The sequence below is a fragment of the Granulicella sp. L56 genome, from assembly GCF_009765835.1.
Lineage (GTDB): Bacteria > Acidobacteriota > Terriglobia > Terriglobales > Acidobacteriaceae > Edaphobacter.
The window spans coordinates 597,257-611,127 of sequence record NZ_LMUS01000001.1 but is presented as its reverse complement, the minus strand read 5'-3'; the positions used below and the strand labels follow the sequence as shown (position 1 = coordinate 611,127).

Genomic DNA, 13,871 nt, shown 5'->3' with positions numbered 1-13,871 from the left:
CCCCACTCAAACCGGGTCGCCAAACATCCTTGCTATCACAAGCAGGATCGTGCCACCGATCCGGACTCGATGCCGCTATTCTACTGCCTTTATCGGCGTAGATAAACCGCGTTTATTTCAGCAGAGCGAAGTTTGCCAGCGCCAGCTTGCGCGATGGGAGATCTCTGCATGGTGACCTTGTTAGGACTAGCGTTCAAAGGCGGTCCGACGAATAGCAGCGACCTTTTGTTGTACCTCGCCCTGGCAGATCATGCCAACGAAGACGGCGCATGCTACCCGAGCGTAGAGAGACTCGCTATGTGGTGCCGACAGGATTCCAGAAACACGCGGCGCAATATGCCGAAGCTGGCAAGAGCGGGATGGGTGAAGGTGGTGAAAGTGGGACGTCGCAAAGAATACGTTCTGGATGTGCCGAAGCTCTGCCTCTCAGCGTTGGAGAGTGGCATCAAGCTGAGCTCCGAAGAGCTTTCATTCCTTGCGAGAAAGATACCGGGCAAAATGTCCGCAATGGAGCAATCAGCCACCCCTTCAACACCGGACAATATGTCCGCTGTCACCACCGCTTCGGCACACTCAACACCGGACAAAATGTCCGCTATTCAACCGTCGATACCGGACATCCACGTAGCTCGATACCGGACATTCACGTCATCGATACCGGACATTGACGTCACTAATACCGGACATTCACGTCATCCCTATAGAGAACCGTTAAGAACCGTCATAGAACCGTCAAGGGGAACCGTCACGGAAACCAATAACTCCCCTGCGACTGTCGGTGACACTTCTGAAACAACTCTAGCGAAAGCGATGCTCGAGAGACTGGCGATCATCAGTACCGACAAGATTCTTCGATTGGCCGCGGAGGCAATCCGTCTTCAGGCTGGCGCTTTGGCAACGACTGCCCATAAAGCGATGTTGCTGATTGAACGGCAGGCCTCCCTATCGCAGGAACGCGGTGAGCCGGTGAATTCGTTTTGGTTTGAGGATTCGAAGTGGAAGGGTGCGCCATCTCCCGCCGCGGTGGGTGTGTACCAGGGTGATGACAAACCCGCCGAGGTGGAAGCCGAGTCAGCGCCTGAAGGTGTCGACACCGAGCTAGGTGCGCGGATCTGGACGGGCATGAACAAGGCGCTGAAGAGCGAGCTAGGAATCCAGAGCTATGAGACCTGGATCAAGCCGATCAAGCCGCTCGGGGCGATGAACGGAGAACTTTACCTGCAGATTCCATCGCCTGACTTCGCGCATGTCGCGGATCGATACGACATCGCGAGTTTTTTGCCGGCAGGTGTTGAGCAAGTTCACCTGCTGAGTGCGACGGGAGCGGCGGCATGACAGCGAATGAGCGTTGGAAGACGATTAGGCAAATAGGGGAAGGACAGAGATTTGCAGTTTCCTCGCTCGGCAGGGTTCTTGATCTAACCACGGGCAAACTGCACAAACCCACGCGTCTATCCTCTGGTCTGCTCATTGTTCGGGATCGACATGGAGAGATACGGAAAAACTTCACATTACACCGGCTGGTCGCAAAGGCGTTTCTGAGAGGCAAGCCGACGTTCCCAGTGATTTTCAAGGATGGTGATCGATCGAATTGCGCGGTCTCGAACCTGGAATGGGCGCACGGTGACAAAAAGATCATTCGGTATCGCAAGCTGACAGACGCAGACGTTCGATACATCCGCGAGCAATGGCCTGGTATGACTCAACCGGAGCTTGCAAAGGAACTTTCCGTTTGCAGACAGACCATCTCCGAGGTGGTGACACGCAAAACGTTTGATGGACCGAAATGGATGGTTTCAAAATCTGCAGACGATTCGCACGGATTGGAGCAAGCGTGATGGAGCAGCGGAGAGACATAAACGTCCAGTCGGCACATGGAACCCGGCCGAGGTTTATTTCAGGATGTAGGTGCGTGGCTTGCAGGGCAGCGAACGCACGCTTTCGCCAACGCTGCCGTCTGGTGCGTCGTGGTGGTGGTGGTGACAGGCTGGTGTCGTCTGAGCGCTGCCGCGAGCACCTGAGGCGTTTATCGAGCGCTGGCGTAGGTCGTAAGGCCGTGGCTCAAGCCAGCACTCTTGGAGAATGCACGCTGAAGGATATCCGGACCGGCAAAAGACCTCTGATACGCCAAAGCACCGAGGCGCTGATTCTCGCTGTAGATAACAATGCGGCACGCAAGGGTGCGCAGGTGGAAGCATCAGGAGCCTGGGCTCAGATCGACGAGCTCATCGCGGAAGGATTCAACAGAGCACACCTTGCACTGCGACTCGGAATGAGGACGCCGAAACTCCAGTTCCGACGATCTCGAATGACGCAGGCAAACGTCGACAGAGTAGATGCGTTCTATCGGATGATCATGGCAGGAAATTAGAGTCCCCGCCCTCTCCAGAAAACACTAGGTTCTTCCCGAGTCTGAGCCATTGCGGGTAATTCGAACGGCGCCGGCACGCCAGACGAAGCTGTAAATTTTGGCACTTTAGTTTACTTTCAAACCGGACAAAATGTCCGCTATATCGCTGACCTGCAATACCTTGCAGTGAGATAACACCTCAGCGACAGTCGCGACTGAAAGCGCACGTCCCGCCTGTGTCTCCAGTCGGGATCAAAAACCGTACCTGTGGCCGCTCGGGCCCCTATGTCTATTGAAGATTTCGGAATATCGAATCCGCGAAACTTGGGGCGTTTTGCAGGTCTCATGAGACGGCGAAAGATCGTTTTGTGAGGGTTTCAGACGTCACTTTACTTTTATTTGAGGTAGTAACGACAAGGGCTTCAGCGCATTTTCGACTATTCGTTTCTCACATAAAAAGTCCAAACGGAGGATTTGAGCAATTGGGCACGGTGGCTTTCAGAAAGGGACAATCGCTCTTTTTTGACATGCTCTTGAAGCGAAAGAGAGCCGGTTGAGAATGTTGTAAAGCTAAATACGATATTGAGCGACTATTGCAGTCAATGGAAGTCACGAAAGGATAGCCTCGATGTCAACGATAAGCCCAACGCAACTACGCGCCATACTGGCCCAGGAGACAAGCGAAGTCTTCCTGATGTGCCTGACGATATCGCATCCAAGTTTCATCTCGCCATACCTTCTCGTGACCGACACGATGCCGCTGGTTCGTAGCTCCGGAACCTTCGAACCCTTCGCATTCTCGCTCAATCTACCTAATCAGGATGATGACTCACTGCCTCAGGTTCAGCTGGTGATTGACAACGTAGATAACAAGATCTTGCTGGCAATCCGTAATCTGCCCGCCGGCACGCGCCCAAACATCGTCATGGAGGTCGTGACAGCTTCGGAGCCCGATACGTTAGTTTCGGGTCCGATAGATTTCAAGATGCTCTCCATCGACTATGACGACGGCACAATCACCGGCACGATCGGCCTCGAGGATGACATCTTGAATACCGCAATCCCAGGATCAACTTACACACCCACAAATTCGCCCGGACTTTTCATATGAATAACCTCGCAGAAATCGTTGTCCATGCTCGCCCACATCCTTTTTCTATGGAAATTGTTCATGCAGAGTTTCCGGCCGGATTGACTGTAGCGGAGATCCTTGGTCCAGCGGCGACGGCCTGCAACGTCGAAATCGGCGGCATGACGATACCGCCTGAATGGTGGACACACATCCGGCCTAAAGCTGGCCATGCCGTGATGATCACCCGTTTTCCAGAGGGGGGGAACGGCAAGACAATCCTTCGCATCGTTGCGTTTGCCGCTCTCGCTGTCGGAGTCATTCTGACAGCCGGTTCGACGGCTCCTATATTCGCATCCATAGGTTCGTTTCTGCATGTGAGCGCAGCGGTCGCGGCCGGTCTTGCGGCGGCTGGACTCGGCCTTGTAGGTTCGCTGGTGATTAATGCTCTCATTCCCCCGCAGACCTCCAGCGCGATTACGAGCGCATCAGCAAGTACTAACCTGCTGAGTAGTATCACCGGTACAAGCAACCAGGTGAATCGCTACGGTTCTATCCCATGCCCCGTTGGGTACGTCCTCTACTACCCGCCATACGCCGCGCTGCCCTATACGGAGTTGAGCGGAGATGATCAGTACCTCCGGTGCTTGTTTGACCTTGGCTATGGCGATCCTGATCCCTCTGATATGAAGATCGGCGATAACGATCTCGCCAACTATACCGACGTTGAGACAGAGATCGGCACTAGCCCCAGTCTCTTTTCTCAGGACATTACGGAGGCGACTGCCGGCGATGCGCTCAATACTGATGGAACCACGGCCACGCGCACAACGTCAGTCTCGGCAGACGAAGGCTCCATAGACCTTTGCTTCGCATCCGGTCTCTTTGGCCTGGACAAAAACGGAAACGCCGTCACCGTGACTTGCAAGGTAAGGGTGGAATATTCGCTTACTGGTACCGGAATTTGGACAGCCATCGTGCCTTCGTCATCTGGGCTCACAATCAGCACGTCGGCAGCGACAGCGAACGTCGACGGCACAATCCACGTTGTAAACGGAGAGCGGAAGGCTATACGCGTTGGCGTTCGGTGGAAGTTTCCCTCTCAGGATCAATATGACGTCAAGGTGACACGCATCTCGACTGATTGGGGCTCATCCGACTCGTCATCTGAGGTGGGCGACCTGACCTGGACCGTCATCCGCAGCATTCGCTATTCGGTGGTTTCTTCAACCGGAACGAAGAAGCTGGCGATGCGCATCAAGGCGACGGACCAACTCAGCGGCAATATCGATCAGTTCAACTGCATCATTTCCCAGCCCGTTCCCGTCTGGCATGCCGACACGTCGACGTGGATTACAGAGTTTAGCGATAACCCGGCATACGTCTTCCGCTGGCTGTTGCGTGACTGCCCGGCGAATCCGCGCAGGATTGATGCATCGCGCATCGACGATGACGCCCTCATTGCTTGGGCAGTCGAGTGCGACGATAAGGAATTCACGTATTCCAATACCTTCGATCAGTCCACGACACTTTATGCGGTTCTGAAAGACATCGCCGGCGCGGGCCGCGCCAGCTTCAACATCAGCAACGGCAAATATGGTGTGATTCGCGACGAGCTGCAGAGCACTCCGGTGCAAGTGTTCACACCGCGCAACTCTTGGGGCTTTGGGGGCAATCGAGCCTTTCCCGATGCCGTTGACGCTCTACGCGTTCAGTTCATCAACGAAGAAGCGAGCTTTCAGCAGGATGAGCGAATTGTTTACGACGATGGATTCGGCGATGAAGATATGGTGGCAGCGGACCCCACGTTAGCCCTCGCGACGAATTTCGAGCAGATGACCATTGCAGGATGCACCAACGCAAATGGAGCATGGCGTCTCGGTCGCTATCATCTGGCGGTTTCCCGGCTTCGTCCAAATACCTATTTCTGGAACGCCGACGTCGAGAATCTGGTGTGCAGCCGCGGTGACCTCGTCCAGTTCGCAAACGATGTCATTGGCGTTGGACTCGCCCAGGGCCGCATCACCAAGACCGTTGAGACAGATCCAACCGACCCGACTAACCCGTTTCTCTCAGCGATAGTTCTTGATGAGCAGGTGACTGGCGTAGAGGGGACGGCCTATGCGGTCAGGATCCGGAAGCAGGATGGAACTACTGCGCTGGTGTCAGCCACGCCAGGTGTTTGGGGTGAGCCTACAAATCTGATCAATCTGACGACTGCTCTCGAGGGCATCCTCCCAGGTGACTTGGTTCTGTGGGGTGAAGCTGGAAAAGACAGCATCCCGCTGGTGATAACGAAGATCGAACCCGCTGCTGACTTCGCCGCGAAGATCACGGCCGTCGATGCTGCCTACGCCGTGCTTGATGCTGACTCAGGAACGCCGCCGACGTGGACATCGCAAATCACCGGCCAGCCGTGGCTGGATGCGCCAGCGCCGCCCGACCTTCTAATTATCGATTCAAGCCAATTCCTTTCACCTCTTGACGATTCGGGAAATACCACATCGGTGATGAATGTGACAGTTATCGGTCCATGGTCGGGCACTTCGGGAGCATGGCAGCAGTCGAGGGCATAAATGCAGTCCATCAATCGGAGGACGTCGTAGTGAAGCTCGAGATGAAATTAGTACACGGTCTGACACGCATAGGAGCTCACAAGCGCATGGTCCTGTTCGCCCTGGCGTTTGACGCCAGACATGGTGGAGCAGGTATCGCATCCGACAGGCGTCTGCGGAACGCTACCGAATTGGGAGCAGGTACTTTGACGAGAATTCTAGGCGAACTCGAATCAGAGGGCTGGATCTTTCGTACAGACGAGTACTTCAGGCTTGCGATACGCAAGATGGAGGCCAATCAAAGAGTTGTGATATCCGCAGCGCGGGTTGCGGCATTAGGCGACCAGCCAATATTCGATAACCCGGATGCCTCGGCACCCCTCAACCGTTCCACGAAAGGATCACTATGACAATGCTCACCGGCCGTCCTGGCAATTTCGTTCGAATCCCCGAAAGCCAATATACGGCAGACATCGCCGCCGCAGAGGAACGGGGCCGTGCAAGTGCATCCCAAACCGCACAGTCGAGTACTGTCGCAGCAGCAGCGCCGACTGCAGCAGAGGCCGCCGAACCCACAAGAGAGCAAAAAGACGCCGTGGAACAGGTCAAGGTTTTACAAGCGGCGGAAGCAGCTCGCAATGCAGACGATCCAAAGGCGCTCGCCGAGAGAATCACCGCGCACATTGCAGAGCAGAAAAATGGCGGTCGGCGAATCGGCTACGCGCTCGCAGCAAAGGAAGTACTAGCAAATAAGTAAGCGCATCCTGGCGCTGCTCGCACAGGGCGCCGCAATGCTATTCACCTTCATCGCAGCACAAATTTAGAAAGACGGAGTGCAATTATGCAGACAGCTTGGATACGGAAGGCCGCAGAAAACTATGGTCAACATCTGGTTACACAACGCAGAGAGAATGACCAACTGCTTCGCGAAGAGGAGCTGAGACGGTCGCGGGAGAATCGCGTGGCCACGGAAGGTCCCATAGTGGGGCAAAGGCTCTGGGAAGGATTGCAGGCTACTCTCAAGGGCCATGTAGCAGAGTTCAATCAAGAATATGGCGAAGAAATGATGCGGACCAAAGCATTGGGTGACGGGACCTTCGAAGTGCGTCTCGGGGAACTCGGGGGCCCAGAGAGAATAGCCGCTTTGACCTATGTTTCCGCTCCGCCCACGTTGTCATGGCAAGTCTTCGGAGGCGCGAAGTCAGTTCCATTGTCGGTAGGGCTCAAATCCGCTTCTCACGGGACGGCAAGCGTGGACGAACTTCTGTTCACTACCGGGCGAAGCTATCCCAGCCTGGACGAGCTCAGCCAGCAAGTTATTTCGACGCTTTTGCCTTGCTGATGCTTTGAGTGGCGCATTTTGGGACCCAGTGAGGGTTTTGTTGACGTGGTGGAGGCGGGGGATACGGGAAGGGAAACATGGCTACACTCGATGCGACAAAAGCTGCGGAAAGGCTGGGAATACCGCGGGGGCGTCTGAAAAACTGGAGAAATTCCGGAATCGGGCCCCCGTTTATCCGGCTCTCCCACAAGACCGTGGTCTATGATTCAGATGTGCTCGACGCGTTCCTACGTTCATGCACCCGCCAACCGTCCGTGCAGGCATTCATGGAGGAGCGGCATGTCAGTAAAGCCTAAAAAGGGGAGTCGGTTTCTCTGGTACGACTTCTATGTCGCCGGCAAACGCCATAGAGGATCGACCGAACAAACCACGGTCCAGAAAGCAAAGCAGGCTGAAATCCTGCTCATCCAGAAAGCGATGGCCGGGAAGCTTACGACCATCCACAACAAAGCACCATACCTTCGGGACTATGCGGTGACCTTCCTCGATTTTGTTGCAAAGACTCGTTTGAGCGACAAGACGAAGGAGTATTACCGCAACGGCTGGCGACTACTTGAGAAGGAGGATATCTCCGGAATGAGAATCGATGCTATCAAGCGTTCGACGACTCAGATCCTCAGTATCCCTGGCTCTGGGTCGAGCGTGAATTGCGCTCTGCGTACTCTGCGCAGGATGCTTTCGCTGGCTGTCGAGAACGAACTCATCACCAAACGGCCACGGATCACCATGGTCGAAGAGGTAGAGAGGAAACGGCTTGTCGAGGCTGTCGAAGAGTCGCTCATCCTGGCTAAGGCGCCACGGACGCTACGGGATGCATATCTGCTCGTCGCTGACCTAGGCATCCGCCCTGATGATGCAGTGTCTATCCAATGGGACCACGTCGACTTCTCCCGAAATGACATCCTCATCATGGGAGGAAAGACGGGTATCAAGGCGAAGCGTTATATCTCCATGACGACTCGCGTGCGAGAGATGATGCTGGAACGTGCCAAGTTGACCGTCGGTTGTATCTGGGCTTTTCCATCCAGAAAAGGGAAGCGGGCTGGTAAGTCGATGACTGCCCATAGCATCAGCAGCCGCTTTAGCAACTTCAAAAAGAAGGAAGGATTATCTGATGATTTAGTGCTCTACTCGGCCCGTCATACCTTTGCCACGGATCTGACGGAAGCGACCGGCAACCTTTCGAAGACACAGAAGGCCCTCGGTCATACTGCACTTTCAACCACAGCACGATACAATCACAGTCGGAGCGCTGATATTGCTGCCATCATGAACGATCGAAACTCAAGTAGGCACACTTTCGGTCACAGCAGCCAGATGGTTCAGTAGTGGAAGTTTTCCAAGTCGTTGAGTTGATGTAGGATAAAGGTACGGAGAGGTGGCAGAGCCCGGTTGAATGCACCTGACTCGAAATCAGACATAGTCGCAAGGCTATCGGGGGTTCGAATCCCTCCCTCTCCGCCATATCCCTGAGAACCCTTATTGAAACCCATAAAATGCTGAAAATAAAGGCAGATCAGCGACCGTGGATTCGCTTAGGTCGCCCTGATGCTCGGCCTTGCTCCTGATTTGTGGGCCTAAGGCGGAACCGCACGCTGTGCGTGATACTGCTCAGCACCTCAGTTGATCTTAGATATGCTCGAAGGCGGCACATCGTCTCCCGGCTCTATATCTGTCGCGCCCATAGATATTAGATTGCATCCGACTTATTTCGCTAGCGTCCCCCACACCTATAGTGTTGCTGATTTCAAATGGGGATGGGACGAACTTATGGCTGGGAGTAATTTTGACCTCTGGGAAAATTACCTCCTATCGCTTGAAGTGCAAAACAACACGATTTCAAGCGCCTGCATCGGTATGTCGTCCAATGGAAATTCGATCTCGGAAGATGCCGCAATGATTGCGGCATAGATTGCGATTCGCTTTCGGTCATTACCGTACCGTCATCGAACATCTGGGCCGCACCTGTCCTTCGTTGGCTAGATAGAGCTGCTGCCCAATGTCATCCTGTTCCGGTAGCAAGACAATACAAGGTGAAGAATATGAGTGCCATGATGCCACGGAGATGACGTGACCTTGCGATCAAGGAAAGCGAACCGGAATTCGACTATTCGTCGTACCCTTACAGCCCGTCTATACAGAAATTAAATTGGGACGTTTAGAACGTATGCCTATTCGTTTCCAAAGAAGAAAGCTTGCTAGCAATGGGCGCTGTTCTCTCGAAATAGAGTCGAGGCAGGTACAAGTAGGTGGTCTGACCTCAATAGGTTAAGTGTTCCAAAACTGTGCGTTGGCGCCCGGTCTTGATGTCGGCCCGTTTCTATTCGAGCTATAAGGTGCGACGAGACGACTTAACGTAATACAGGCATGTGGCCAGTATTTTGCCGCATTGCAAACGACTGGCAGCGTCGATTTTTTGTAGACCTGTCACGGTCAAACTATAGCAGTGGTCTGACAGCTTGAATGTTGACAGGTACATTGCGACTCCTTGATCAGACATGTTTCTGGATCGCCCTGGTTATCAATAGAAAAACTATTTTTAAGTCTTGACATTGCTAGTTCGTGGCGCTATTGTTGCGCCGTTCCTCAATAGCGAACAAGTTTCGATACGGCAACTCAGGCTTACTTGCTTCCATGGATAGTTCTATTTGTTGAGTAGCCGCTGCCTGTCCAATTACGCCTTCTTCGGAATGGTGTTGCGAAGAGAGCGGCCGGAGCTCCAGGCAAAGAAGTTTTATATAGGGCCATTGGGTAAAGACAGCACCGTTTGCAAGATTGGCGAAGTTATCACCCTTAAGAATTCGGTTCGAAACACTCAGGAGGATCCACTATGCAGGACCACGAGATACTTCAAGAAAACAAATTGACTAAGTCGATATTCTTTTTGAGAGCAGTTCAGGCAACCCTCCTCTTCGTCAGTTTGTTCGCAATCTCTAATAGGCTTTATGCGCAGGCAGGAGCTACGGGAACGATTCTGGGGACTGTGACCGATAGTACCGGTGCAATCATCTCGAATGCGGTTGTGACCGTGACCAACACAGCGACAGATGCCAAGGTTCGTACGACTTCCAGTTCATCGGGAGACTATCAGGCTTCATCCTTGAACCCGGGATCCTACTCGGTGTCTGCGGAGATGGCAGGATTTCAAAAGTCGGTGACCAGCGCGTTCACGCTTGCAGTTGACCAGAAGGTTCGCGTCAATGTGGTCTTGAAGCCGGGAGCGGTAACCGAGACTGTACAAGTGATGGCGCAGGCGTTAGCGCTTGACACTGACAGCTCCGCTATTGGGCAGTTGGTAAGCCAGAAGCAGGTCGAAGAGCTTCCGCTGAACGGGCGCAACTTCATGCAGTTGCTCTTGCTGGGTGCAGGTGCTGTGACGGTAGGCGGCGAGCAAGGCACGATGCGGCAAGGATCGGGCAATGCGATCAGCATCAACGGAGCCCGGCCTGAGTCGAATAACTACACGCTCGATGGTCTAATCAACACAGATACGGCATTGGTAACTCCTGCAGTCATCCTGTCGCAGGACGCGATCCAGGAGTTCAAGGTTGAGAGCGGTAGTTATCCCGCGGAGTTTGGCTTCAGCGCGAACCAGATCAATCTCGTTAGTAAGAGTGGCACGAACAGAATTCACGGAACAGTATTCGAATTCAATCGCAACGATAAGTTTGACGCCAGCCCCTTCCCGACCGCGGCAGACTTTCAGGCAGGCGTGAATACTTCAAACCCGAAGTTGCGTCAGAACCAGTTTGGCTTCGTCGCAGATGGACCGGTCTACATTCCCAAGCTGTACGACGGGCGGAATAAGACCTTCTGGATGGCAAACTATGAAGGTTGGCGCATCATCAACGGAACGATCGAAAAGGCGTCCGTTCCCAATCCAGCGGTTCTGACGGGAGACTTTTCTTCTGAGTCGTTGCCGGCATATGGATCTGCTACCTGCACGGCAAATCTGGCTTCAAACCTGAACTGCCTTCCTGTAGATCCACTAACAGGACAACCCTTTCCTGGAAATAAGATTCCCACAAGCCGCATTAATGCACGCCTTGCGAATACTGCGATTGCCGCTGGATTCTGGCCGACTCCCAATGCAGGTGCGACCAACGCCGCTCCAGGTACGGTCAATTTTGTGAAGTCCGTTGGATTGCCTTTGACCACCAATCAGCAGACCTATCGCGTGGACCAGACGTTAGGAAAGTATGGTCTCATCTTTGGGCGCTACACCTATTCGACGTATCAAAATAGCAGTCTCAATTCCGCCTCGCTCCTCTATGGCCTCGAAACCCAATATGAGAAGCAGAAGAACTGGGAGATCTCCCATACCATCAGCCTCGGCACTCGAAGCACGAACAACTTCCGCTTCGGTTATCTCGATGCTCAGGCCCCGCAGGGAGCTACCACTCCTCCTGATTCTTTCGTTTCCGCACTAGGGCTGACAGGAATCTTTCAAAAATTTGGCCCTCTTCAGTTGACCTATCCCAGCATCGGTTTGAGCCAGTATGCGGGTACAGGCGGTCCGGGGAATGCTTATACCGGTTCTGATCAGCCTGCATGGGAGTTTGCCGACTCGTATACCTGGGTGAAAGGAAGAAATACGTTTGGATTTGGTGGCGACTACAGGCGTTGGCGGCTGATCCGCAACCTCGATGACGATTTCCTTGGGGATTATGGATTTAGTGCCTCTACCATTAGCAACAACCAGATCAGCTGTCCGAACAGCACGCAAGATTGCGGTACTGGCAACGCTGTCGCAGATATGCTTCTTGGTTATTACAGCAGCGCGGCCGGTTACGTTCCAGGCCCGCTGAGCCCGACGGATCAGGCAGGCAATCCACAGACACACATCTTTAGCTATTTTGCGCCTTACGCGCAGGATGACATCAAGATAAGCCAGAGACTCACCTTGAATGTCGGCTTGCGCTGGGATTACCGGGCTGCACCTTATGAAGAGCAAAATCACTTCTTCTGGCTGGACAATCAGAACACGCAGGGCGGTCTGTGCTACGCGGACAAGGCCCTGGGGACAAACGGTGTGGCCACCGGACTTGGCTTAGATGGCAAGACACCCATTCTGCGCTACTGCGGATCAAATGTCCCTCATCCTGGCTCTAAGACTCCCTTCGCTCCGCGGTTTGGCTTTGCATACCAGCTTGGAGAGAAGACGGTTATTCGCGGCGGCTACGGCATCTTCTGGGATTCGTCTGAAGGCCGCGAGATCGACGACTCGGGAGACATCTATCCGTATTCCGTTCGCAACAATCTTAGCCCGGCAACGAATCCCGATGCTGCCAAGCTTACAAATAACCTATTCACGCCTTTCACAACGCTGGGACCGTTCCCTGTATCAACATTGACGTTCCTCGCGGTAATCGAGTCCGACAATCCGTTGAATCCATATGTCCAGCAATGGTCGCTTTCAACACAGCGGTCTCTTGCAAGAAATACAACGTTCGAGTTGAACTATATCGGTTCAAAGGGGACACATCTTCTGACTCGGCATGATATAGCTCAACCAAATTCAATCCCGACAGCAAGTTTAGCTTTTTGCCAGGAACAGGATCCCGCGGACGACAGTTACATAAACCGAGCGAAGGCTCCATGCACACCGAACTCGCGGTTGCCTTATCCAAACTTCACTAACATCTTCATCAACAGTGACTGGCACGGCTACTCCAACTACAACTCGGTCAATGCGAAATTCGAGCATCGCACTAGTTCGCTGGCAGTGACGGCGGTCTATACCTGGGCGAAGAGCATGGATGATAAGTCGGCGGCGGCTGGCGTAGGTGCCAGCGGTGCCGGTTACCAGGGATTTATGGATAACCACAACCCGCAGTTAGACTACGCTCCATCCGACTTCGACGTGAATCAGCGTTTTGTCGCAAGCTATGTCTACGATCTCCCTATCGGTCGAGGCAAAAAATTGATGGGGAAATCTAATCGTGCTACCGACGCATTGGTAGGTGGTTGGGAGTTGACCGGCATTACAACCTTCCAGACTGGATTCCCATTTGGAATCAACTCAGCAGATCCACTTGGCTATACCGGCAGCATCGCACCTCGGGCAAGCTATATTCCGGGATGCAGTATTCATGGCGGTTTGACGGCGCAGTTCCAGCGGCTGAACATGGCCTGCTTCTATCAATCGGCGCCAGGGGTATACGGCAATACGGGTCGCAACTTCCTGCGCCAGCCGGGCATCAGCAACTTCGACATGGGCCTGGCAAAGAGCATTCCGATCACAGAGCTATTGAGAATTTCCTTCCGTTTCGATACGTTCAATACTTTCAACCATCATCAATATGCGATCAACGTTGGAGGACTGGCTACCGGAGGATCGGGTGGTGGCTCTTCAATCGATAACGGTCTGACAGATTCGCTCGCAGGAAAGATTACGAGTGCATCGCCCGGCAGGGTCATTCAGTTGAGTGGAAAGCTGACGTTCTAACCCGACAGAGCTACAGCAGAGAGGAGCTCATTGCGAATGCAGTGGGCTCCTCTCAGTCTTCACGTAAATCCAATCTAACGTTGCGCCCGCGGTCGTTTAATCTGACT

The 13,871-nt window shown here is 53.6% G+C and carries 9 protein-coding genes and 1 tRNA gene; all 10 read left to right on the top strand.

Annotated elements, in window-relative coordinates; genetic code table 11:
* Nucleotides 1-168: 168 nt before the first annotated feature.
* The 10 genes from GSQ81_RS02530 to GSQ81_RS02490 all read left to right on the top strand — a co-directional run bounded on the left by GSQ81_RS02530 (nucleotide 169) and on the right by GSQ81_RS02490 (nucleotide 13,764).
* Complete coding sequence (locus GSQ81_RS02530; protein ID WP_158909153.1) at nucleotides 169-1,335, top strand: helix-turn-helix domain-containing protein; 1,167 nt, start codon at nucleotides 169-171, stop codon at nucleotides 1,333-1,335.
* Entirely contained in the window at nucleotides 1,332-1,838 is a 507-nt protein-coding gene (locus GSQ81_RS02525) for an HNH endonuclease (RefSeq protein WP_158909152.1), read from the top strand. The genes GSQ81_RS02530 and GSQ81_RS02525 overlap by 4 nt, the downstream gene beginning before the upstream one ends.
* Before the next feature lie 1,140 nt (nucleotides 1,839-2,978).
* Entirely contained in the window at nucleotides 2,979-3,461 is a 483-nt protein-coding gene (locus GSQ81_RS02520) for a DUF1833 family protein (RefSeq protein ID WP_158909151.1), read from the top strand.
* Nucleotides 3,462-3,508: 47 nt separating this feature from the next.
* On the top strand, nucleotides 3,509-5,995 hold the full coding sequence (locus GSQ81_RS02515) for a host specificity factor TipJ family phage tail protein (protein WP_158909150.1): 2,487 nt from the start codon (nucleotides 3,509-3,511) through the stop codon (nucleotides 5,993-5,995).
* 391 nt (nucleotides 5,996-6,386) lie between these two features.
* Nucleotides 6,387-6,731, top strand: a complete 345-nt coding sequence (locus GSQ81_RS02510) for a hypothetical protein (protein WP_158909149.1) — start codon at nucleotides 6,387-6,389, stop codon at nucleotides 6,729-6,731.
* A gap of 84 nt (nucleotides 6,732-6,815) precedes the next feature.
* Nucleotides 6,816-7,316, top strand: coding sequence for a hypothetical protein (locus GSQ81_RS02505; RefSeq protein WP_158909148.1), 501 nt, complete (start codon nucleotides 6,816-6,818; stop codon nucleotides 7,314-7,316).
* Between the two features lie 77 nt (nucleotides 7,317-7,393).
* On the top strand, nucleotides 7,394-7,612 hold the full coding sequence (locus GSQ81_RS20285; RefSeq protein WP_371715213.1) for a helix-turn-helix transcriptional regulator: 219 nt from the start codon (nucleotides 7,394-7,396) through the stop codon (nucleotides 7,610-7,612).
* Nucleotides 7,596-8,645, top strand: coding sequence for a site-specific integrase (locus GSQ81_RS02500; protein WP_216846356.1), 1,050 nt, complete (start codon nucleotides 7,596-7,598; stop codon nucleotides 8,643-8,645). Before GSQ81_RS20285 ends, GSQ81_RS02500 begins: the two co-directional genes overlap by 17 nt.
* Nucleotides 8,646-8,688: 43 nt before the next feature.
* Nucleotides 8,689-8,780: transfer RNA gene (locus tag GSQ81_RS02495), tRNA-Ser, on the top strand.
* A 1,399-nt stretch (nucleotides 8,781-10,179) separates the two neighbouring features.
* Nucleotides 10,180-13,764: a carboxypeptidase-like regulatory domain-containing protein gene (locus GSQ81_RS02490; protein WP_158909146.1), complete on the top strand. Its 3,585-nt coding sequence runs from the start codon at nucleotides 10,180-10,182 to the stop codon at nucleotides 13,762-13,764.
* The last annotated feature ends 107 nt before the right edge of the window (nucleotides 13,765-13,871 follow it).